Origin of the sequence: Gordonibacter sp. RACS_AR49 (assembly GCF_030418435.1) — a bacterium.
Lineage (GTDB): Bacteria > Actinomycetota > Coriobacteriia > Coriobacteriales > Eggerthellaceae > Gordonibacter > Gordonibacter urolithinfaciens.
Map to the genome: position 1 here is coordinate 717,598 of NZ_JAIUDM010000001.1, position 22,630 is coordinate 740,227.

20 protein-coding genes and 1 tRNA gene are annotated in these 22,630 nt (G+C 65.1%); 14 read left to right on the forward strand and 7 right to left on the reverse strand.

From position 1 onward, the window contains the following. Nucleotides 1-3 precede the first annotated feature (3 nt). Nucleotides 4-693: a metallophosphoesterase family protein gene (locus tag LB310_RS03025; protein ID WP_301154410.1), complete on the reverse strand. Its 690-nt coding sequence runs from the start codon at nt 691-693 to the stop codon at nt 4-6. Then, nucleotides 690-1,709, reverse strand: a complete 1,020-nt coding sequence (locus tag LB310_RS03030) for an NADPH:quinone reductase (protein ID WP_278807121.1) — start codon at nt 1,707-1,709, stop codon at nt 690-692. Before LB310_RS03030 ends, LB310_RS03025 begins: the two co-directional genes overlap by 4 nt. Nucleotides 1,710-2,007: 298 nt before the next feature. Between LB310_RS03030 and LB310_RS03035 the strand changes: the two genes are divergently transcribed. The 3 genes from LB310_RS03035 to LB310_RS03045 all read left to right on the forward strand — a co-directional run bounded on the left by LB310_RS03035 (nt 2,008) and on the right by LB310_RS03045 (nt 2,956). After that, nucleotides 2,008-2,083: transfer RNA gene (locus LB310_RS03035), tRNA-Thr, on the forward strand. Nucleotides 2,084-2,313: 230 nt separating this feature from the next. Then, nucleotides 2,314-2,502 carry a helix-turn-helix domain-containing protein gene (locus LB310_RS03040; protein WP_278807122.1) on the forward strand — a complete coding sequence of 63 codons (189 nt, stop codon included), beginning with the start codon at nt 2,314-2,316 and terminating at the stop codon, nt 2,500-2,502. 55 nt (nt 2,503-2,557) lie between these two features. Further along, nucleotides 2,558-2,956, forward strand: a complete 399-nt coding sequence (locus tag LB310_RS03045) for a hypothetical protein (RefSeq protein WP_096227575.1) — start codon at nt 2,558-2,560, stop codon at nt 2,954-2,956. A 1,186-nt stretch (nt 2,957-4,142) separates the two neighbouring features. Here LB310_RS03045 and LB310_RS03050 read toward each other — a convergent pair. Together LB310_RS03050 and LB310_RS03055 are read right to left on the reverse strand one after the other, a co-directional pair. Then, complete coding sequence (locus LB310_RS03050) at nt 4,143-4,904, reverse strand: class I SAM-dependent methyltransferase (RefSeq protein ID WP_301154411.1); 762 nt, start codon at nt 4,902-4,904, stop codon at nt 4,143-4,145. A 189-nt stretch (nt 4,905-5,093) separates the two neighbouring features. Beyond that, the gene (locus LB310_RS03055) at nt 5,094-5,591 is read right to left on the reverse strand and encodes an HsmA family protein (protein WP_278807124.1); all 498 of its coding nucleotides are present in this window, start codon (nt 5,589-5,591) and stop codon (nt 5,094-5,096) included. 365 nt (nt 5,592-5,956) lie between these two features. Between LB310_RS03055 and LB310_RS03060 the strand changes: the two genes are divergently transcribed. The 8 genes from LB310_RS03060 (at nt 5,957) to LB310_RS03095 (ending at nt 13,737) form a co-directional block, all read left to right on the forward strand. Further along, entirely contained in the window at nt 5,957-6,793 is an 837-nt protein-coding gene (locus LB310_RS03060; protein WP_301154418.1) for a tocopherol cyclase family protein, read from the forward strand. Between the two features lie 345 nt (nt 6,794-7,138). Then, entirely contained in the window at nt 7,139-8,116 is a 978-nt protein-coding gene (locus tag LB310_RS03065; RefSeq protein WP_278807128.1) for a DUF368 domain-containing protein, read from the forward strand. Between the two features lie 190 nt (nt 8,117-8,306). Next, nucleotides 8,307-8,792, forward strand: a complete 486-nt coding sequence (locus LB310_RS03070) for a universal stress protein (RefSeq protein ID WP_278807129.1) — start codon at nt 8,307-8,309, stop codon at nt 8,790-8,792. A 147-nt stretch (nt 8,793-8,939) separates the two neighbouring features. Next, a complete protein-coding gene (locus LB310_RS03075) occupies nt 8,940-9,632 on the forward strand; it encodes a response regulator transcription factor (protein ID WP_301154422.1) in 693 nt (230 codons plus the stop codon). Then, the gene (locus tag LB310_RS03080) at nt 9,620-11,266 is read left to right on the forward strand and encodes a HAMP domain-containing sensor histidine kinase (RefSeq protein ID WP_301154424.1); all 1,647 of its coding nucleotides are present in this window, start codon (nt 9,620-9,622) and stop codon (nt 11,264-11,266) included. Before LB310_RS03075 ends, LB310_RS03080 begins: the two co-directional genes overlap by 13 nt. Before the next feature lie 56 nt (nt 11,267-11,322). Continuing rightward, nucleotides 11,323-12,084 carry a TVP38/TMEM64 family protein gene (locus tag LB310_RS03085; protein ID WP_278807132.1) on the forward strand — a complete coding sequence of 254 codons (762 nt, stop codon included), beginning with the start codon at nt 11,323-11,325 and terminating at the stop codon, nt 12,082-12,084. Nucleotides 12,085-12,311: 227 nt separating this feature from the next. Continuing rightward, nucleotides 12,312-12,686, forward strand: a complete 375-nt coding sequence (locus LB310_RS03090) for a demethoxyubiquinone hydroxylase family protein (protein ID WP_301154426.1) — start codon at nt 12,312-12,314, stop codon at nt 12,684-12,686. 238 nt (nt 12,687-12,924) lie between these two features. Next, entirely contained in the window at nt 12,925-13,737 is an 813-nt protein-coding gene (locus LB310_RS03095; protein WP_278807133.1) for a family 1 encapsulin nanocompartment shell protein, read from the forward strand. 176 nt (nt 13,738-13,913) lie between these two features. Here LB310_RS03095 and LB310_RS03100 read toward each other — a convergent pair whose 3' ends face one another. Further along, entirely contained in the window at nt 13,914-15,647 is a 1,734-nt protein-coding gene (locus LB310_RS03100) for an AarF/UbiB family protein (protein ID WP_301154435.1), read from the reverse strand. 136 nt (nt 15,648-15,783) lie between these two features. On the opposite strand from LB310_RS03100, the gene LB310_RS03105 reads away from it, so the two are divergent. Continuing rightward, nucleotides 15,784-16,815 (forward strand): DMT family transporter, encoded by a 1,032-nt coding sequence (locus LB310_RS03105; RefSeq protein ID WP_301154438.1) that lies wholly within the window; start codon nt 15,784-15,786, stop codon nt 16,813-16,815. 82 nt (nt 16,816-16,897) lie between these two features. Here LB310_RS03105 and LB310_RS03110 read toward each other — a convergent pair whose 3' ends face one another. Both LB310_RS03110 and LB310_RS03115 read right to left on the reverse strand, forming a co-directional pair. Further along, nucleotides 16,898-19,192: an MFS transporter gene (locus LB310_RS03110; protein ID WP_301154443.1), complete on the reverse strand. Its 2,295-nt coding sequence runs from the start codon at nt 19,190-19,192 to the stop codon at nt 16,898-16,900. Nucleotides 19,193-19,249: 57 nt separating this feature from the next. Beyond that, a complete protein-coding gene (locus tag LB310_RS03115) occupies nt 19,250-19,897 on the reverse strand; it encodes a hypothetical protein (protein ID WP_087190741.1) in 648 nt (215 codons plus the stop codon). 168 nt (nt 19,898-20,065) lie between these two features. Between LB310_RS03115 and LB310_RS03120 the strand changes: the two genes are divergently transcribed. Together LB310_RS03120 and LB310_RS03125 are read left to right on the forward strand one after the other, a co-directional pair. Beyond that, nucleotides 20,066-20,668, forward strand: a complete 603-nt coding sequence (locus LB310_RS03120; protein WP_301154450.1) for a TetR/AcrR family transcriptional regulator — start codon at nt 20,066-20,068, stop codon at nt 20,666-20,668. 538 nt (nt 20,669-21,206) lie between these two features. Beyond that, nucleotides 21,207-22,583, forward strand: a complete 1,377-nt coding sequence (locus LB310_RS03125; RefSeq protein ID WP_096227565.1) for a DUF3662 and FHA domain-containing protein — start codon at nt 21,207-21,209, stop codon at nt 22,581-22,583. Nucleotides 22,584-22,630 lie beyond the last annotated feature (47 nt).

A 22,630-nucleotide genomic window follows, 5' to 3' on the forward strand; every position in this document is an offset into this window, starting at 1 on the left:
CGCCTAGATCGGCACGATGTCCTTGTGGAGGAAGCGGAGGCGGCCTACCTGCTTCTCGATGTGGAAGTGGCCGCAGTACCAGCGGCGGTAGTCGAGGCGCTGCTCGATGCGCTGCAGCCAATCCTCCATGGAGATATCAACCGTGGACTGGTCGATGGATGGCAGCAGGGCCTCCTGCGGGACGAACGCGGCGGGGCAAGTGTGGGAGAGCACGGTGTCGATGCGCCAGCGTCGGCGGTCGAGGGCCTGTTCGACGTGCCGCTTCTCGGCTTCGGTGAGCTGCTCGTCGGGGAACCAGAGATGGCTGTTCGCCAGCCGGTGCTGCTTGTCCACGCTGTAGGCGCCGCCGATGGCGATGGCAAGGCGGCCCTCGAGGTCGAACACGCTGCCGTCACGGGCGAACAGGATTCGGGGATATGCCTCGTTGACGTACGCCTCGCCGCCGTGCCACGGTTGCAGGTGGTAGCCGGAGAGCGCCGCCGGGTTGCGGTCGTGGTTGCCGCGGATGCAGAGGAAGGTGACGCCCGCCAGGGAGGCGCGAACCTTCACGGCGTCGTCGCGCTCGTCGCCGAAGTAGTCGAACCCGGTGTCGCCCAGGCACACGATCACGTCGTCGGGGCCCAGGCTGTGCTCGCGCGCGAAAGCGCGAACGTGCCGGTAGCTGCCATGGGTGTCGCCCGTGACGTAGATCATGCGCAACCACCAGGCATGACGAGCACGATCTTCCCGTCCTTGCCGCGCTCGGCGACGGCGCGATGGGCGTCGGCAGCCTCCTCCAAGGGGAACGAACGCGCGACGATCACCCGCATCCCGCCCTGCAGCGCGGCAGACAGCGCGTGCATCACCAAATCGAGCTCGTCGGGATGCAGGTTGTTCACGCCCATGCCGCGCACGTCGAGGTCGGCCTTCATGAGCGCACGGGGATCGAAGTCGAGCGAGCCGCGGCTGCCGACGATCACGATGCACCCGCGCACGGCGGCCACCTTCGCATCCTTCATGAGGTTGGCTTGCGCAGCCATGTCGATCACGACATCGACGCCGCGACCCTGGGTGGCCGCAAGAATCTCATCCAAGTAACCCTCGGCGTGGTGGTCGAAGGCGCGCCGGGCACCGAGGCACTCCACGAGCTGCCGACCTCGGGCGTCGCCGGCCGTGCCGTACACGACGGCCCCGATGCGATGCGCAAGCTGCACCGCGAGGGTTCCCACCCCGCCGCTTGCACCGTGGACGAGCACCGTTTCGCCGGGACGCACCCGCGCACGCACGAACAACGCGTCGGCCGCCGCCAGTCCGGGAGTGCCGAGGCCCGCGCCCTGCTCGAACGGAACGGCGTCGGGAAGCGGGGCCACGGCGGAGGCGTCGCAGACGACGAACTCGGCATAGGTGCCGGTGCAGCGGCGGGCACGCGCCGCCGCCACGAACACGCGCTCCCCCACGTGCGGAGCGCCCGAGGGAAGGTTCGCCCCGCACGCGTCGACGATGCCGGCGCCGTCGTTGCCTGGAACGTAGGGCAGCTCGGGGAGCTGGGCGTACTGGCCCGCGCGCAGATAGGTTTCCACCGGGTTGACACCGGCTGCGCACAGGCGCACGCGCACCTCGCCTGCATGCGGCTCGGGCATGGGAACGCGCTGCTCCACCAACACATCTGGCCCGCCGAACGCGTTTACCACGATCGCCTGCATGTCTGGCCCTGCGCTCGATTTCACCATCGGACCGCTCCTTCCGCCTTCGTTAAAACCTCTTTGCCGTTCGCAGCCCGATCGTAGCGCGGCATGCGTGCGCTTCTCCGCGTCGTGCGGCCGGCTTGCGAAGGTCGTTACCGGCCTGGCAGCGAGCCGGAACGCCTCGACCGCGCCCTCTCGAACCGCGCCCCCGTATCAGCGTCCAGATGCGCACGGGGGCAAACGACGTTCCAAGATAAATTTGAGGATTGCTCGCAACGGCCTATTGCAGGTCGGAGCACCTTTCGGTATACTGCGTATTCGCGCTTCGCAAAGAAGCCGTGACGCCAACGTGGCTCAGCTGGTAGAGCAACGCACTCGTAATGCGTAGGTCAGCGGTTCGAATCCGCTCGTTGGCTCCAGAAAAAGTGCAGGTCAGTCAAGGAAACTTGGCTGGCCTGTTTCTTTGTTCCCGTCTTTCAATCTACTCGCGGAGAAAACTGCGGGAAAATTATTTTTGTCCATCGTCATAATACGATCACTACCTTGCTATCATTTCCGAAAGAAGCGCTCCGAGTCCATCACTATTGAGGCCACTTTTCGTCTTCGTCGCGTATTCCCACGAACCCTTCTTTTCCTGCAGAAGCTCGTTATGCGAATACGACGATTCCGCTTGGAACAGGAAATGGCGCAGGATAAACTCGCTCTCATGATAGGCAGCTCAAAAGGAAAAGCGTATATATCACGCATCGAGCTTGGCAAGACCCATATAAGCATCAGCGCGATTCACCGTATCGCCATGGCTCTCGACGTCGAAGTTCGCGACCTGATAGGTTTCTAGGTAAGAAGCCTACGGCGCACAAGTTGCAAGCCCCGGCAACCTTAGCAGCCGTATAATGATCGTTATGAAACAACCTAGGGGGAAGATCATCATTGCGCCAGACCTCAACGTCTGGCCGCACGAATACGAGACGGCCAAGTCGCTCGCGATGGCAGGCATGACCGTAGAGTTCATCCGCCGCAGCGAGGAGTACCGAACTACGTCAGCTGACGTGATCATTGACGGCGCAGCATGGGAGATCAAGGCTCCTAAAGCTATCAATCCAAAGGCGATTGAGCGCAACCTTCGCAAGGCAAGCCACCAAGCAGCGAACATCATCTTCGATTCCCGGCGCATGAAGGGTGCTTCCGATGGGATCATAGAACGCGAGCTGAGGAACGGCTGCGCGAAGGTCAAAGCGATCAAGCGTCTGATTTATGTGAACCGTAGCGGAACCGTGATTGACATTAGGTGATTCCGCTGTAATATGTACTTAGCAAAGCGCCCGAACGGTGAGTTATCACCTACCTCCGGCGCTTTCTTCGTTTCTTGGCTACGTCTATTTCTACGATAGCGCGTTCCGAAACGCTTCGCTTGCAATGCGGTCGTTTTCCTTCTCAAAATGCGTGTAGATGTTCATCGTCGTGTCGAAGTTCAAGTGGCCTAACTGCCTTGAGTCGTTTTCGCATCCACCACCTGCGTGCATAGGATAGCTGCCTGGCCGCGCCTCGGCATGTGGGGCTTGAGGCACCGATAGTCCTTGCCCCGCTGATGTTCGACGCCCAGCGAATCAGTGAAGGTTTTCATCACGGTTCCGTGCTCTCCGGGGCCGTGATCTACTGAGAACATCTTGAACCATCGATCAGAGTTAGCGGGGTCGTACAGCCCCAGCGACAAATCGAACACGTTGTTTAGATTAAGCCGGGAACTTGTTCAGAGTCGCCCGGCTTTCTCTTTCATTTCCACTGTTCACCGAGCAAAACAAAGGAACGGCCGACGCGGGAGGTGCCCCGACGTGGCCCGGACAGCCTCAGGCGCGACATGCCCCCCCCCGAGCATCAGGTTGGTGCACGCCGTTTCGACGGCGGCTTTCTAAGCTTTCCGTAGGCGGAGAGTTTCTCGCCACGTCCCGCAACCTGTAGAAGGGCGGAAAGCCGCCCGTAGCTGGCATTACTAAAAATGACTAGCAGAAGCTATCTTCCCGCCAATGCTCAAATTGCAATGAAAGGCATCATTCTCTATACGGCGCATTTTGATTGAGCTAATACCAACTCTTACACTCCCGGCTGAAGCGTGTCCGTTTTAGATCAATCGGTGTGGATATCAGTGATCGCATATAAAGGAAACCGAGTTGCTTCATATCGTGGACGGATATGGATGCTCAATCTCGAAAAGAACTTCTCGGGTCGCGAATAAGAAAATGCGAAGCCGAGAACATCACCCAAGAACGCTTTGCCGACATAGTCGGCAAAGCTCGGTCGTACTTGTGAGCGGTATCGAGGCGGGACGCGTCAACGTGGGATTCGACTTGCTGTGTCGCATTGCCGAGGTCTCGATATGTCGCCCGGCGCTTTGGGCTATAGAGACCCGGAAAGATGGCAGGAACGCGCTAAGTCGAAGTAGCCGATCCGGCGAGCATGGCCCGCCGGATCATTATCCCGTTACCTCTTTCTGCCGAGATAGAACACGTAGCCGTAGTGTTGCTGGTACTCCTGGTAGAGCTCGACCTCGTGGCGGTTGTCGGCGACGAAGGCCTCTACGGTCTCGTTGCCGGGGTATTTCCGCAGCAGGCCTTCGAGCGCCGCCTCGCGCGGGGTGAAGTACTCGTCCATCCAGCACGTCTCCGGCAGGGCGAACGCGGCGACGAACTGGTAGCCGCATCGCTGGAGCGCCTCGATGTCGTAGGCCACCGAATCCAACCTGCTCCCGGCGTCGGTCCAAAACCGCTCGATGACGGCGGGGCGCTCGTCCGTGAGCCAGGAGGGGCAGGTGACAGCAACATAGCCTCCCTGTTTGAGGAAGCCGCGCCAATACGCCAGACCCTTCTCGAAACCTATGTTGTCGATAGCACCTTCCGACCAGATCAGGTCAAGCGACTCCCTCTGGAATGGCAGGTCATCCATCGAGCCGACGACGCCCCGCACCCGGTCGGCGACACCTTGCTCGCGAGCCTGCCCGTTCAGGACGTCGACGAAGGCTGGAAACAAGTCCAGGCCGACAACCGATCCCTTCAGGTGCTGCGCAAGCAGCAGCGTCTGGGCCCCGGTGCCGCAGCCCAAGTCAGCCGCATTCGCAATAAGGTCGAGATCGCCGAGGAAGGCGAGAGCCCTACCTGTCTCCTTAGCGCAGCCGGGGCCCTGCCTCTCCAGCCCGGCGTGCGCTTCCACCAGCAGGTCGATCGGGGACGGTTGCTTGCTCTCCATGTTGAACGCCTTTCCTCACGTCGGGAACAAATTGACTGCCGGCCGGCTTTGACCCGCCGACAGCATGCTCGTCGAAAGCGGCGACCTCAGAACCTGCCGCCGCGACCCACCTTACCACACCGGCATTCCTCGCGGCGTATCCCGCAGCGAGGGCCATCCCTTCCGTAACCTGACTGCGTGCAAGCTGCGCTACCTCCGACGATCGTGATGGTGCTTGCGGGAACGCAGCGTGCTCACGGCAATGACCGCGGCGGCAACGGACACGACTGCGAGGGAGCCGATGCCCGCCTGCAAGTTCGCCAGATGAAGAGCGGGCACTCCCTGAAGGATGCCCAGCGTGTAGGGCATGAGCCAGAACAGCCAGACCACGATGCTGAACGTGTGGAACCGCTGCTTTGCGCGCTCACTGCCGCGCAGATAGGTGAAGGTAGCCCAGGTGGCATGGGCCGCCATGAGCACGATGGCCAGCACGCCGGAGGCGGCGTGCATTCCCAACGCGGCGTTTCCGCCGCTTTGGGCCATGAGCGTCATGATGGTAGTGCCGGTGGTGTCGAAGACGAAACCCGTCCAGAACAGCACGAGGTTGCGCTTCGTCAGCGAGTGGCGGCGCTCGTCGAAAACACCGATGGTGTAGAACACGAGGGCGAGGCTGATAGTGGTTGTCGCCAAGATAAGTTGTAATGACATGGCACGCTCCGTTTCTCCAAAATGAACACTGTTCATATTTCTGAACGACGTTCATTATAGACGCGATAGCGAAAAGCGCAAGTATTTGTGAACGTTGTTCACTATTGTCACTGTCCGACGCCTCCCCGCCTGGGCGACCGCGCTTCACCTCTTCCGTCGCAGCCCCGATCACGCCCCCCCCCCCCAGCATCCCGTGCGTTTTTTGCGCATCGTGAAGAACCGCTCCTCGGCCTGTTCGTCCCAGAGCTCGCCAGCGCGGCATTCTATTCGATCATCGCTTCGCGAACGGGGGCGTGACGGCTTCGCGACTGCGGCGGAGGCGATGCTATCATCGTCGCTCCCCGATGCCGATGCGAGGAGCGCGCATGAGACCGTACTACGAAGGCTGGTACATGAAGCAGCAGCAGGGCGGCGACATCCTGGCCGTCATCCCCGGCCGCGCCCAAGACGAGGCGTTCATCCAGGTGGTCACGGCGGACGGCGCCCATTACCTCCCCTTCCCGCTTGAGGACTTCCGCCAAACGGGAACCCGCAGCATGCGCGTGGGCCGCAGCCTGTTCTCGCCCATCGGCATGATGCTGGACGTGCAGGCGCCCGACCTGGAGTTGGTCGGCCGCTTGCGCTACCGCGAGCTCACGCCGCTGCGCTCCGACATCATGGGGCCGTTCGCCTACCTGCCCCTGGAGACGAAGCACACGGTGTTCAGCATGCGCCACCGCGTGGACGGCGAGGTGGAGCTGAACGGCCGCACACTGCGCTTCGAGAACGCCAAGGGCTACATGGAAGGCGACCGCGGGCACAGCTTTCCCCGCGGCTACACTTGGATACAGAGCACCGACTTCGGCTGCGCGGCATCCGTCATGCTCGCGCTGGCCGAGATCCCGCTCGCCGGCCTGCGCTTCACCGGCTGTATCGGCGTGGTGTGGATAGCGGGCGTGGAGCACCGCTTCGCCACGTACCGCGGGGTGCGCATCCGCGAGGCGAGCGACACGGCCGTCGAGGTGCGACAAGGCGACATGACGCTGCGGGTGGAGCTGCCGGAGGCGGGCGGCCACCGTCTGCAGGCGCCCGCGCAAGGATCTATGGCGCGCCCGATCCGTGAGAGCCCCGCCGTGCCCGCGCGCTTCCGCTTCGTGAAGGGCGGCCGCACGCTCCTTGACAGCCCCGACGCCTGCACGAGCTTCGAGTTGGTGGCGCCGTAGCCGCAAGCCCGCCCGCGCCTGCGCACCACCTGTCCCGTCAGGCAGGCGTAAAAGCCGGACCGCCCAACCCGAACCGCCACTCCGCATCTCGCTCCGCCGGACTGCGCCGTTGCCGCAAGCCCGCGCCAAGTGCCCGATCGGCTCGAGCCCGCCCGAAGCCCGAAGGCGCCAGCCCGGCGAAGTTATGGGCAGCTTGTGTCGAGGGCGGCCCCGTCCCCCTTCCCTTTGTAAGATTCTCGCAAAATCCCCCGGTCTTTCGCCCTCCGCCCGTTATCCTGCACCAGACGCAGCGATCGCGTTGCGCCGCCACGACGCGGCGCCCACGACACGGCGCGAAAGGCCCCCATGCGCAAGGCGAAAGAGCTCCTCATCAACTTCATCCGCGGATTCTGCATGGCGCTGGCCGACAGCGTGCCCGGCGTGTCGGGCGGCACCATCGCATTCCTGCTGGGATTCTACGACCGCTTCATCGGCTCGCTCGACGACCTGTTCCACGGCAAGGGGCCGGCAAGGGTCGCGGCGCTCTCCTTCCTGGTGAAGCTTGCGTTCGGCTGGATCGTCGGGTTCGGCCTGTCGGCGGCGGCCCTGACCAGCTTCTTCGACTCGCACATCTACGAGGTCAGCTCGCTGTTCATGGGATTCATCGTGTTCGCCATCCCCATCGTGGCGCTGGAGGAGAAGCGCGTGCTGAAGGGACGTGCGCGCAATCTTGCGTTCGCGGTGCTGGGCGCGGCGTTCGTCGTGGCCGTCACGCTGCTGAACCCCACGGCGGGCACCGGGATCAGCGTGGGGGTTGAGCATCTTGACCTGGGACTCGCCGCTTACGTATTCTTCGCGGCCATGGTGGCCATCACCGCCATGGTGCTGCCGGGCATTTCCGGCTCCACGCTGCTGCTGATATTCGGCCTGTACGTTCCTGTCATGGGGGCGGTGCGCGCCGTGATGGGCCTCGATATGGCGTACCTGCCCGTACTTCTGGTGTTCGCCGCGGGCGTTGCAACCGGCGTGCTGGTGTTCGTGCGGCTCATTCGGCGCTGCCTGGAGCGGTTCCGCTCGCAGACCGTGTACGCCGTCCTCGGCATGATGGCAGGCTCGCTGTATTCCATCGCGCAGGGCCCTCTCACGCTGGCAGTGCCGCAGCCGGCCATGGAGCTGACGACGTTCAGCCCGCTGTTCTTCGCGGCGGGCGGCCTGGTGGTGGGGGGCCTGCAACTGCTGCGAAGGCGGCTGGAGGACCCGGCTCCCCAGCCCACCTCCCCTCTTACGCACGACCGAGCGGAACACGCCGACAAGCGCGACCTCGAGGGCGCCCCTCCCGCTTGACGCGCGCGGCGCCGCCCTGCCTTGGCCGCACGGCGCAGTTCACGCGATCGGTGCGATCGATATAGACCGCGACCGCCGCGCCCTCCTTCGTCATCGGCATGTCCCAACCAGCACGCAGCGACGGGCGCTGCTGCTATACTGGAGCCAACGTGATCGCGCCCACGACGGGCGCCCGGCGAGAGGAGCGGCCATGCTCTACGACAATATCATGGTTCCCTACGACGGATCGGAATCGGCGCAGGCCGCGCTGGCCGAGGCCGTGCGCTACGCCCGCGAGGACCCGGGAGCCGCGTTGCGCATCGTGCAGATAGTCGACACGGAGCAGTTGGTCATAGAGAAGCTGGAGAAGGAAGGCCGCAACACCACCGACGAGCTGTCGTCCGTGCTGCTGCACGCCCACTACGACGAGGCGCTCGCCGAGGCGGATGCCGCGCTGCGCCGGCAGATCGGCGGCCTGCTGAAAGGCCTGATGAACGAGATAACCGTCGACCTCCTGGACGAGACGGTGCCCGGCGAGCAGATCGTGGCCTTCGCCGACGAGCATTCCTGCGACCTCATCGTCATGGGCTCGCGCGGCCTTGGCGCCCTGCGCGGCATCCTGGGCAGCGTGAGCAGCCACGTACTGCGCGAGGCCGCCGTGCCCGTGCTCATCGTGAAGCAGCGCACGGAGCGGTAGCGGGCCTTCGCCCGGGTCGCATGAGGCGGGATAAGGGACGATGGAGGAAGCACGGCCGTTGATGGTTTGTCGACATTCTCGTGCTATGCTCGGCCTTCGAGCGCTCCAACGTGAGCGGCCGAACGACATCCCGAAGGAGAACCTGCCATGACCGAGTGCGAGCACCGGGCAACGCTGCTGGTCGCCGACGACGAGCCCGAGATAGTGGAGATGCTGGAGGAATATTTCGCCGGCCGAGGCTTCCGCGTGCTCACGGCCGGCAGTGGCCAGGAGGCGCTCGAGCAGGCCGTGCACGGGCCCGACCTTGTGCTGCTGGACGTGGGCATGCCGCGCTTGGACGGGTTCGAGGTGTGCCGCCGCCTTCGCGAGCACCTGACCTGCCCCATCCTGTTCCTCACGGCACGTGTGGAGGATGTCGATGCGCTCGAGGGCTTCGCCTGCGGGGCCGACGACTACGTGCTGAAGCCGTTCTCGCTGGCCGTGCTGGGAGCGCGGGTGGACGCCCACCTCGCGCGCGACCAGCGCCAGAAGGTGCGCGCCGAGGTGCGCTTCGACGGCGACCTTGCCGTGGACTACCGCACCCGCACGGTAACGGTGGCGGGCGCTCCCGTCGAGCTCACCCGACGCGAGTTCGATATCGTGGCGTTTCTGTCGAAGCATCCCGGGCAGGTATTCGATCGCGACCGCATCCACGAGCGCGTGGGCGGGTGGGAAAACGAGAGCGATTCGCAGGTGGTCACGGAGCACATACGCCGCATACGCAAGAAGCTGGCTGCGGCCGGTGTCGAGCACGACCCCGTGGAAACCGTATGGGGCATGGGCTACCGATGGCGCGCATGAGCAGCTCGCGCACAGGGCGCATCGCGCGCCTGCGCGAACGGTGGCATAACGCGTCGCTCAAGACGTCGTTCATGGTGTACATGCTGGGGTTCCTGGTGGCAGCGCTCGGCTTGTCCACTGTCACCGCATCGGTGTTCGCCGCGCTGCAGAACGAAGTGACCGCCGACGCCTACGAGATATCGGGGCTCTACCTGGTCGATGCCGAGGCGAACGCGCTCGTGCCCGCCCGCTCGCTCGCCATCGACCAGGCGGGCAACGAGCTGTTCGTGCAGCGCGCCGACGATGAGCGGGAAACGATACCGATAAGCAACCCACCGGCGAGCCTGCACGTGGAGAGGATCCAGGCCTACACGTATTCGTACCGGGTAGAGACCGGCGAGGAGGGCAAGCTCGTTCTCGAGGAGTACTTCGCGGGCAGCAGCGAGCTTTCCTCCTACGAGGGCGAGGACGGCATAGCGGTGCAGGACGTTCCCGCCTACGACGCTCGTGCCCGCGAGCTGTTCGACGAATGGGCCGCCGAGAACGCCGACAACCCGTACAGTGCGTTCTTCGACGAAGGGGCCGACGACGGGGCGGCGGGCGGCGGGGCGGGCCCATCCCGTTTCGGCGACCTGCTCGTCTCGCCGATCGGCTACTACGTCCACTCGGCTCCCTCGGAGGGAGCGAGCGCGCTGTCTACGCTGTTCGGGCTGCTGACGTTTTTCATGTTCCCGTTGTGGTTCGGCGCATGCATCTTCGCGGCGGCACGGCGGTTCTACCGCATGCGGCTGGCGCCGGGGCTCTCCACGCTCGACGCAGCGGCGTCGAAGATCGCCGATCAGGACCTCGACTTCTCCGTGGCGTACGACCGGGCCGACGAGCTGGGTCGGCTGGCCGCTTCGTTCGAGACGATGCGCGCGTCGCTGGCCGCCTCGCAGCGCGCGCTGTGGCGCACGGCCGAGGAGCGCAAGCGCCTGAACGCCGCGTTCGCGCACGATTTGCGCACGCCGCTCACCATCTTGAAGGGCAAGGTGGAGTTGCTGGAGGCGCACCTGCAGGCCGGCGACGCCACCCCGGAACAGCTGGCGTCCTCCGCGGCCTCGCTCGCTGCGCAGGTGGAACGCTTGGCGCGTTACGTGGCGGCCATGAGCGGGCTGCAGAAACTGGAGGACCGCGCCGTGCGGCCGGCTGCCCAGCCCTTCGATGCCGTGGCGGGCGCCGTGGATGACATCGGCCGGTCGCTCTGCGCTCCGAACCGGACGTTCGCGCTCTCCGTCAGCGCACGATGCGATGCCGAGCGCCCCGAGCTCGCCGTCGACCGCTCCCTGGTAGAGGAGGTGGCCGAGAACCTCGTGGGCAACGCCGCCCGCTTCGCCGTCGCGCACGTCGATGCGCGGATGGACGTGCGCGACGGGTTCCTCGTGCTCACGGTGGAGGACGACGGGCCCGGCTTCTCGCCCGCGGCGCTGGAGCAGGGATGCGCGCCGTTCTTCAGCGAGACGCCGTCGAAGGACCACTTCGGCCTGGGTCTCAACATAGCTGCGCTGCTGTGCGACAAGCATGGCGGCAGCTTGGCGCTGGGAAACCGCGCCGGGGGCGGCGCGCGCACGACGGCGCGCTTTGCCTTGAATTTTCCAGCCGTTGACAACCAGTAGATATTTGCCCCGTAGCATCGGAAGCGTACCGAACGCACCCGAGAAACGGAGCATCCATGGAAGACACCGCGACCCCCTTGGCCCCCGCCGCTCCGCGCCCGGCGACGGTGCCCGGCGATGCCGCCCGGCACCGGGCGATCGTACGGAAGCGTATCGCCGTCGTCGCCGGCCTGCTGTGCCTCACCGCCGCCCTCGCGGCGCTCTGCGTGCGCTTCGGACCGGAGCTGCTGGCGTTCGTGGGCGACGCCCCGCGGTTCCGCGCGTGGGTCGATGAGGCTGGCGCTATGGGACGCTTCCTGTTCGTGACAGCCAACATGGCGCAGGTGGTGCTCGCGTTCCTTCCGGGCGAGCCGCTTGAGCTGGGCGCGGGCTACGCATTCGGCTTCTGGGAGGGCACGCTGTGGTGCCTCGTGGCCAGCGCGCTGGGAACTGTCCTGGTCATGGTGCTGGTGCGCGCCTTCGGCATGCGCCTCGTGGGGCTGTTCTTCCCGCCCGAGAAGATAGCGTCGGTGCGGTGGCTACGCGACGCGCGCCGCTTCGAGCTGCTGCTGTTCATGGTATTCCTGATCCCCGGCACGCCGAAGGACCTGCTCACCTACGTGGCCGGGCTTGGAACGAGCCCCGTCTGGCGCATCGTGGCCCTCACCACCGTGGGCCGCATTCCCTCCATCGTCTCGTCAACGCTAGCCGCCGGCGCGCTGGGCGACGGCAACTACACCGTGGCCGCCGTCACCGTCGCACTCACCCTCGCGCTCGTGGCGGCGGGCGTGGTGGCCTACCGCCGTCTGGCCGCCCGGCAGGCCACGGAGCAGAAATAGCCGCACAGCACGCGTGCCGGCTTTCTTCGAGCTGCCGAATTGTGCTTATTGAGAGAAGTTCTCAATAAGGAAGATTATTTTTCGGGACTTTTGCTGACATCCGCAGTACCATATCCCCCAAGGTAAGAGAGACAACCGCCGCTCGGCGGATCGCCTGCTCGTCCGAGTGCTTCGCGCTTCGGACGGTCGGCCGCACCGCCGCGGCACAGCGAAAGAGAGGGACCATCATGCCCAACTTCCCGAACCCGTTCTCCGGCAACGTCGACCGCAAGATGACGAACGCGGAGCTCATGCAGGCCCTGCGCATCGACATCGCAGGCGAGGTCGAGGCCATCTTCCTGTACGAGGCGCACTACCTGGCCACGGATGACCCGGCGGCCAAGGCCGTGCTGGCCGACATCCGCGACGAGGAGAAGGCCCACATGGGCGAGCTCATCACGCTCATGCGCCATCTGGACCCCAAGGAAACGGAGTTCTTCCTGGAGGGCGAGGGAGAGGTGCAGGAGCAGCTGGCGGAGCTCGGCATCGTGACGGACGGCGAGATTGCCCCGGCGCCCGAGACGCCCGCAGCCGCTCCCACCGTAGGCGACCTCTCCGAGTAGCGAACGCCTGCCTCGAACGAGCGTTTCGCATGAAACACTCGTTCGAACCTGGGGGCGCGCCCTCCCACCGGACGCTCGCTTCGGCACCTTTTCCCGACGACCGCCCGCCTGACGGCAAACAAGTGTTTCACGTGAAACATTTGTTTGCTACGAGGCGGCCGCACGGCAAGCTGCTCGACCGCCCGGCGCAAGCCATCTGCTCCGCGTATCGTTTTCCCATGAGCGAAAGGACCGCATTATGGACTACTTGGCACGAGAATCAGCCGACCTATCGGCAGAGCTCTGGAACCGCATCGACGACACCGTCATCGGCACGGCGCGCAAGCAGCTTGCCTGCCGCCGCTTCCTGAAGGTGTTCGGGCCGCTGGGCCCCGGCGCCACCACCGTCGCGGTTGACGGCGTGGGCAAGGAAGAGATCTTGGAAGACGGCATCGGCCGCATCGTCGGACGCACGCAGCTGGAGCTGCCGCTGTTCTACGAGGATTTCACCCTGCTCGGACGCGACTTGGAGCTCGCCGCGCAAACCGGCCTGCCCATCGACCTGTCTGCCGCCGTCGCCGCCGCCAAGAAGGCCGCGCGCCGCGAGGACGACCTCGTCCTGAACGGTAGCAAGGCCCTCGGTGCCGACGGCCTGCTCACCGTGAAGGGTTCGGCGAAAGTGAAGAAGGGCGACTGGAAGGCCGGCGAGAACGGCTTCTCCGACGTGGCCGCCGCCGTTTCGCAGCTAGCCAAGACCGGCTACCTGGGCCGCTATGCGCTGGTGGTTGCACCCGATTTGTTCCTGGACCTGCAGCGCCTGCAGCCGAGCACCGGCATGCTGGAGATCGACCGCATCCAGAAGCTCATCGGCGACAACGTGTTCATGACGAGCGCCCTCGCCCCCGGCAAGGCCGCGCTCGTGTGCGCCGAGCCCGAGTATATGGACCTGGCCGTGGGCCTGGACCTCTCGGTTGGCTACCTGGAGCTCGCCGACTTCAACCACACGTTCCGCATCATGGAGACGGCCGCCCTGCGCGTGAAGGACCCCGCCGCCATCGTCGTGTTCGCGTAAAAACGCACAGGTTGGCGCAGTAAGTCAGCGAGAAGGGCCGTGGTGCCCGAGATTCGCGGGATCGCGAAAGCGAAGCGTACTTCGGTACGTGAGCTTTTGGGATCCCGCGAATCTCGGGCACCACGGCCCCTCGCAGCGTCGGCAGGTTCCGACGGCCGTCAGGCCGGCGGAACCCCCTACTCCACTTTCTCGTCGTTGCGCTGCTGGTGGCGGGTCAGCAGGACGCGCCAGATGACGTAGACGCCCAGCACGAACGCGCCCAGGTACCCGAGGATGCCCAGCAGGGGCACGCCCAGCAGCTGGGGCTGCATGGCCGTCTGGGCGATGAGGCTCGAGCCCACGAAGAGGCCGGCCGAGATCAGCGCCATGGCCACGGTACCGCTCACCGCGTAGAGCGCCGCCGTGAAGTCCGCCGGCACGTGCAGGTCGGCGCCCACCTTCACCTGGCCGCGATCGAGCATGTCCAGCGTGTGCGACACCTGCGTAGGAAGCCGCGTCGCCGCCTCGGCGGAAGCGGCCGAGGCCATGAGCAGGCTCTTCGCCTTCGATTCCAAGGCATCGAAGCTGAGCGCCTGCCGCTTCACGTGGTCGGAGATGATCTCCACCACGCTCGTTTCCGGCGCGATGTCCACCAGCACGCCCTCGATGGTCACCATGCCGCGCGCGAGCATGGTGAGCGACGGCGGCAGCGTGAGGTTCTGCGTGCGCATGACCTCTATGACGTCGAGCAGCGCCGTGCCCACGTTGATGTCCGCCAGGTCGATCGACGCATACGAATCCAGCAGCGCGCTTATCTGGCCGAGCAGCAGACCGTGGTCCACCGGGCCATGCGCCTTAGCCAACGCCAACAACGCGTCCTTCAGGGCGTATGGGTCGTTCTTCGCCACGGAAGCGAACAGCCGGCCCACGATGGCGCGCTCGGAAGCGGAGAGCGTGCCCGTCATGCCCAGGTCGATCCACACGATGTCCTCGCCGCGCACGAGGATGTTGCCCGGATGCGGGTCGGCATGGAAGAAGCCGTCATCGATGACCTGCGTCACGTAGCTCTCCGCCAGCCGGCGCCCGAGTGCGGCCGGGTCGTCGCCCTGGGCGCGCAGCGCGGGCAGGTCGTTGATGTGCGCGCCCTCCACGTACTCCATGACCAGCACCTCATCGGTGCTGAACTCAGGGTACGGGCGGGGGCTCTCCACATGGGGTTGGCTCGCCAGCTCGGCGCCGAAGCGCTCCAGGTTTCCCAGCTCCACGGTGAAATCCAGCTCCTCGGCCGTCGTGCGCGCCAGCTCGTCCACCAAATCGCCCAGCGTGAGCATGATGCCGTCGGTCATGTGCGTGAGGTCGGCCAGCGCCAGCGCGTGCCGGATGAGCGTGATGTCCTCGGCCATCTGCTCCACCACGTTCGGGCGGCGCACCTTCACGGCCACCACCGGCCCCTGCGCCGTTGCGGCGCCGCCTCCTGCCGCGTTCGTCGTGGGCCGCTCCTCTTGTGCGCCCGCCGCCACCGGGTCGCCCAGCCCTTGCGCCAGCCGGGCACGGTGCACCTGCGCTACCGAGGCCGAGCCCAGGGGCTTCTCCTCGATGTCGGCGAACGTCTCGCGCCATGGGTGCCCGAGCGATTCCTCGATCGTCTGCACGATCACCTCGAACGGCACGGGCGCCACGTTGGCGCGCAGCTGCTTGAACGCATCGGCATAGGCTTTGGGAATGACATCGCTGCGATTCGAAGCGATCTGCCCCATCTTCACGAATGTGGGTCCCAGATCCTCGAGAATGGCCGTGGCCTTCTCGGGCGTCAGGCCGGAGAACGCGTGATGGGCGCGGAGTATCTTCTCTATCTCATGCATGCGGCGACCGGACGTGTTGTCTTTGATGGTGATCTCGGCCGCACGCAGCACCTCGCGGAACGTGGGCATGTTTCGCCTCCTCGTCATGGTAACCGCCCCATCGTAGCATGCGCCGTTCGGGCAAGGCTTCTGATGCCCTCTTTCAACAGCAAGCTGAAACCTGGACGCCGCCCTGTCGGAACAGCCGTGGTATGATGCAGCGACCATGGCCCGCATCCTGAAAACACCCGCTTCGCTGCCGCTCTGGACGTACAAGGCGTTCTTGCTGGTGGCTGCCGCCATCTGGGGGCTGGGAACCGTCGTCATCAAGTCGACGGTGGATGCGTTCCCGCCCGCTTGGATCGTGGGCGTGCGCTTCACGGCCGCGGGCATCATCCTGGGCGTGGTCATGCTGCCCCGCTTCAGGAAGCGCATCGACGCCGAGCACCTGTGCAAGGGCTCCGTGCTGGGCGTGATGGTGTTCCTGGCCTACTGGAGCAACTCCACCGGGCTCACCGACACCACGGCGTCGAACAGCTCGTTCCTCACGTCGCTGTACTGCGTGATCATCCCGTTCCTCGGCTGGGCGCTGCACGGGCCGCGGCCCACGCGCTTCAACCTCGCTGCCGCCGTGGTGTGCGTGGCGGGCGTGGGATGCGTGTCGTTCGCGGGCGCGGCCGGGTTCTCGTTGCGTTTCGGCGACCTGATCACGCTGCTGTCCGCCCTATTTTTGAGCTTCCATGTGGTGTACACGGCGAAGTTCGCGCCCGGGTGCGACATGACGCTGCTTACCGTTATCCAGTTCTTGGTGGCGGGCCTGCTGGGCCTCGCGGCCGGACTGGCGCTCGAGCCGATACCGAACTTCGCAGCGCTCGGCGCCGACACGTGGACGAGTCTGGCCTACCTGGCCGTATTCGCCTCCTGCGTCGCGCTGCTGCTGCAGAACGTGGCGGTGGCCCACGTGGACCCGGCGCCCGCCTCGCTGTTCCTGGCCACGGAGTCGGTGTTCGGCGTGCTGTTCTCGGTGCTGTTCCTAGGCGAGCTGCTCTCGGCACCGCTGTTCGCCGGCTTCGCCCTCATCTTCGCCGGCATCGTGGTGAGCGAGTACCTGCCGCAGCGTGCCGCGCGGAAGGCGGACGCGAAGACAAATGCGCAAGTAGGGTCACAGGCGGAATCGGACAAAACGCAGCTCGAAGCGCAGGCTGCACCGGCAACCGAGCGGCTCTTACCGGACGATTCGAACCCTCTGTCCGATTAGCCGGGTGTCCTACAAAGCAATGGCGGCCCTCCCGAATAGGAGGGCCGCCTTGCTCAAGCCGAAGAGGAGGGAGGGAAGGCTCCTACGACGGCTGCACCGGGGTGTTGGCGTGGCTTCTGCACGCGACGATCTGCAGGTCGTCGCCGTCCATGCGGTACACCAGCAGGTGGTCGTCGGCTATGCGGCGTGTCCAGAGCGACGTCTCGCCTGCCTTCAGCGGCCGGGGATCGCCGATCCCCGCACCCGCTCCGTCGGACTCGATGCTCGTGACGAGCGTCTTGACCAAGCGGTGGACATCCTCGTCCTGGCTCTTCCACGAGCGGTAGTCCGCCCATGCCTCGGGGGCCCACGTCCTCATCCGGTCGTCCGACTCGTGCATTACCCCGCGTCCCTCGTCGAGGGCCTCCACGTTGCGTTCGATGCGAGCCAGATCCTCGGCGCCGCACCCCGCGTCGGCGGGCAGGCCGAGCGGGAGCCGGCCTTCCTCCATCGCCTTCTTGGCGAGCACGATGAACGCCGTGGTCACGTCGATCCCCAGGTCGTTGCACATCTCCCCCATCCGATCCAAGGTGGCGATGTCGAGAGGCACGTTCACCACGCCTATCCCCGCATCCTCAATGATCTTGGCAATCGCCGCAGACTGCGCCAGGGCGCCTCCCTCGCGGGACAGGGTCGCGACAGGCACGGGGAAGGCCCCGGGCAGCATCTTCACGTCGTCCAGGTTCGCGGCGGATGCGTTCCCGGCAGGCTCAGGCTGGGCGGCACCGACATCGCCGCCGTCAACCGACGGGCCTTCGCCCGATGCGGGCAGCGAGCGATCGTCCGATGGGACTTCCTCATCGCTTTCCTCGGTGATCTTCAACCCCTTAGGGATGAGCCTCCACACGAGAACAGCCGCCACCAGGATGATAACGCCACCCGCAAGGCACGTCACCACCAGGGACTGGTTGAACGCGTCCGCACCTCGTTGGATCAGCTCGGGCAGTCCGAGCATGTTGCCGATCTCGGTGGTCGCCGCGAACGACTGCTTCGCGGCGTTGATCAGCTGCCCGTCCAGGCCCATGGCGCGCAGGGCACCGGTGCCGAGCTCCGAGCGGTAGATGATGGAGGCGAGGCTTCCCAGGATGGCCACACCCAGCACGTTGCCCAGGTCGTAGGATATCTCCTGGAGGCTGCCCGCACTCGACGCCTTCTCGACGGGCGTCTCGGCCATGATGAGCGATGCGCCGATTGCCAGGGCGCCGGTTCCCAGCCCCACCAGGCAGGTGGACACGATGACGACGGTGAGGGAGAGGTCATCTTGGAAGAAGAACATCATGAGCATGGCCACCGAAGCGAGCCCCAGGCCGGCCGCCACCACGTGCCGCGCCTGATAGCGCATGGCAAGGGCGGCCGCGCCCAAGCTCGAGATCAGCGTGGCCACCGACAGGGGAATGAGGTGGATGCCTGATTCGAGCGTGCCGTCGCCGTTGACCAGCTGCAGCCACTGGGCCAGCATGTACAAGAGCACGGCCAGGGCGAACGTGCACGCCATGGTGGCGATGACGCCGGCCGAGAACGTCCGGCTGCGGAACAGGGAAAGATCGACGATGGGATGCGGCGATTTCAGGCATCGGAAGACGAACAGAGCCATGAGCGCCAGGCCGCCGAGGGTTGCCGCCGTGCCGGGAACGTCGAACGCGAGTTCGGCCGCAAGGTGCTTGATGCCCCACAGAAGCGCTACCATGCCGGCGAGGGCAAGCACCGATCCCAGAACGTCGAAGCGCCCGGGGTTCTTGAGCTTCACTTCCGGCATGGCGAACATGCCGAGCAGGAAGGCGACGCCCACGATGGGCACGTTCACAAGGAACGCCGAGTGCCAATTGAAGTGCTCCAGCAGAAAGCCGCCGATGAGCGGGCCGGCCGCCATGCCGATGGCGCTGATGGCCGACCAGGCGGCCACAGCTATCGCGCGCTCCTTCGAATCCGTGAAGATGCTTCGGATCATGGATATGGTGATGGGCATGATCATCGCACCGCCGATACCCAAGAAGGCCCGGATGGCAATGAGCTGGCTTGCGTCGTTTATGAATATGACCAGCACCGAGCCGATGCCGAATATCAGGAAGCCCGCGAGGAGCATCTTCTTCCTGCCGAACCTATCCGAAAGCGAGCTGGTGGCAACGAGGAAGCCCGCCAAGACGAGCGAGTAGACGTCGACCACCCAGAGAAGCTGGTCTGACGAGGGACTGAGGTCCCGAGTGAGCTCGGGCAGCGCGATGTTGAGAACGGTGAGGTCGATGGCGACCACGAACTGTCCCAACAATATCGCGATGAGAGCTGTCCACAAACGGCCCTTCGAGAGCGTTTGCGGCTTGATAACAATAGAATCATCCATAATGGGTGTACCTTCCTACCGGTGTTCTCTCAGATACGTTGCTCTCCTTCTCGACGCTTACAGCTCGATGCTGTCCACGACGCCGTTGATGTCCGCCTTGTCGCCCACGACCGCGATCTCGTAGAGCGTGTCGGTAGTGACGACATAGGCCGTCTTGCTCTCGTACTTACGCTTCTGACCCTCAATGTCCTTGACGAAGCTGTACTCGTACACCGTAACCTGGGCACCGTCGATCACCTTGGACTTCTCCTTGTCGATGCTCCACGCGGTAATTCCATACTTCTTCTCCAGATCGGCCTGCTTGGCCGCGATGGCCTCGGCTGCCGTGCGGGCAACGGGCTTGGCGCTTTCGGCCTTCTCAGCCGGCTTGGCACCCTCTTCCTCGATGACCTCGCCCTCTTGCTCGGCGGCCCCGACCTGTTCCTCGACAACGGCGGCCGTCGGCGCACCAAGCTTCTCGTAGCTGATAGTCAGGCTGTTGCCCGTCTCGTCCTCATCCAAGTCCTCGTTGTCCTCCGTGAACACGACCGCTCCGCTCGAGCCGTTGCCGCCCGGGCTTTCCAGCCACGTTTTCGGGACCTTGAACGTTATGTCCTGCACGGTCACTTCGCGGTCCAGACTCGCTCCGCAGCCGGCGAGCGCGCAGGCGGCAAACGCGGTCAAGGCGAAAGCGGCTGCCAGGGTGCCTATCCTCTTCATGTTCATCGACCTCTTCTCCCTTCGAAAACCCTTGGAACTTAGTTAATGTACTTATGTACACTACAAAGCATAGCAGCTGGAAAGTTAATGTTCAAGTGTACATTAAGAAAAATTTCGACTAGAATAGGATCACGGAGACAGCAGTAAGACAGCGGACGGCACAGGAGGTTGCCCGTGGAAGAAGACACGACGAAGACAGAGAGGTCCGGGAAGAAGCCGAAGAAGCGCGCGCCGCGAGACCCTGCCGGTCGACGGCAGGCCATCATCGACGCCGCTGCCAACCTCATAGCACGTGAGGGAAGCAGCAAAATCACCAACAGGCGGGTGGCGGAAGAGGCCAGCGTGCCCTTGGGCTCGACCACCCAGTATTTCAAGAGCATCGACGAGCTGCGCCGCGAGGGCTTAGCCGAGGTCGCCCGCAGGATCGAGCACGAGTACGACGAGGCGTTCCGCGTCACCGAGCAGGGAATCCAGAACGCGACGGCGCTTGCCGACTTCATCAACGAGTATCTCTCGGACCAGCAGCGGGTGCACGCCGACGCCGCCCTCTATGCTGCGGCCATCGAGGATCCGGACGTCGAAGACATCACGAGGAGCGCCTTCGAGTCGTTTTTGCGAAGGTGCGCGCCATTCATGGACGAGCAGCACGCGAAGATCCTCTGCGCTTTCATGGAAGGCGCCATCATCAACTCCTGCTTCATGGGAGTTCCCTACGACCGCGAAACCATCCAGAAAGCCGTGAGCCTCATTCTGGAAGAGGACGACGCAGCCAAGTAAAGCGCTTGGCCCGGCCGGATCACCGCGCGGTCGGGTCATGCTCGCACACCCACTGGCCGCCACACGTAGCGACGGCCGCTCATCCTGCGCAGTACGCTGCACTTGACATGCCCCTCCCTTCGTAGCGTGGCACACGATTTTCAGGAAACTCCCGGCGCGAGCACACCGAGTCCTGGCGAGCATCTCAAGATCTGGAAGGCGAAGCGGCGCGGTCGGAAGCCACTGCCAAAGCAGTTTGGCGAAAACCCGGACAGGAGAGGTTCAAGGAGAGGCTCCATCGAAGATTCCGGAAAGAGATTCGGGAGAGATTCCTGCTCTTCAGAATAATGACGATTGCGTAAAGGATGCCGAGAAGGCAACGGGTTTATGGCAAGATGGAGCATTGCATAGTCATATGCAGGGACACACGGCAACCAGGGTCGCGCAGGCGCGAACCGTTGATGCGCACACAATGCCCGCCCCGCGCACGATGCGACGCTCGGCGCCGCCCCCGCGAGGCAGCCCTCCCGGGCCGGGCGCGTGCTATAAAGGAGACGCAATGGGCTTTCTTTCGAGGTTCGAGGGCAAGATGGAGGACACGTTCGAGGGCGCGGCCGACCGCATGGCCAACGCGCCCATCTCGCCCGTGCAGATTGCCAAGAAGGCCGAGAAGCAGATGCGCCGCGAGAAGATGGTGGGCGCCGGCAAGCAGTACGCCCCCACACTCTACACGGTGCTGGTGAACCCCGACGACGACCAGCGCCTGTTCGGCTACTACCCCACGTTGGCCGGCGAGACGGAGACGTATCTGGCGGCGAAGGCCGCGGACGAGGGCCTGGTCATGGACGGCCAGCCGCTCGTGCGTTTCATCGTGGACGACGGGCTGAAGCACGGCAAGTTCGACGTCATCGCCGAACCGGTGGCGGCGCCCATCATCGCCCAGCTGCGCGCCGAGGAGATGCAGCGCTACGGCATCGGCGGCGGTCAGGCCCCGGCCGGATACGGCGCCCCAGCGCCCGCGCCCGGCTACGGCGCCGCGCCCGCACAGCCCTACGGCTACGGCCAGCCCGCCCCCGCATCCCCCGCCGGCGGCTACGGCGCCCCGGCGCCCGCCTATGCAGTTGACGCCTACGATGATGCCGCCTACCCCGGCTTTCCCGGGGCGGTCGAGCAGGGCTATGCCCCGGCCGCACAGCCGGCGCCGGAATATCCCGCCCCGAATGCCGCAGGCTACCCCAACGCTGCAGCGGCGCCCGCCCACCCGCAGCCCCAGCCTTACCAGGACCTCGACGCCGGTTTCGATGAGTTCGGCGCACAAGATGCCTACGGCGACTTCGACCCGAACGGCAAGCCGCCGCTGCCCTATGTGCCCGAGGACGAGATCGACTACTCCATCGACTACGGCGAGTACACGTTCGACAGCCAGGATTTCGACGACTACCGCCAGAACGGCCGCTCGCAGGGTGCGCCCGTCTCCGGTGCGGCCGGCGCCGCCATGGGGGCCGCCGCAGCTGGCATGGCAGGCGCCGCCGCCTCCTACGCTGCCCAGCCCGGCGCAGCCGTACCCGCCGGCGCTCCCGTCGCCGCCGACACGGTGGTGTTCGCAGGCGGCGCGGCGCAGGCGAGCCCCGTGCCGAACCAGGCAGCCGTGCGCGCCAGCCTCATCGACACCACGAACAACCGCACCTACTCGCTGGCTTCGGCGCGCCTGCTCATGGGCCGCGAGTCGAAGAACGACATCGTCGTCCACGACATCAACGCCAGCCGCACCCATGCCGAGCTGCGCTTCGAACCCCAGGGCGTCTGGACCATCACCGACCTGGGCTCCACGAACGGCACGCTCGTCAACGGCGCGGAGATCGCCACGCACCCGCTGCGCGAGGGCGACCGTATCACCATCGGCATGACGAACTATGTGTTCACCCAGGCCCAATAACGCGAAAGGCGCATGCGTGAAAGTTGTTAACCGCACAGAGCGAGGGG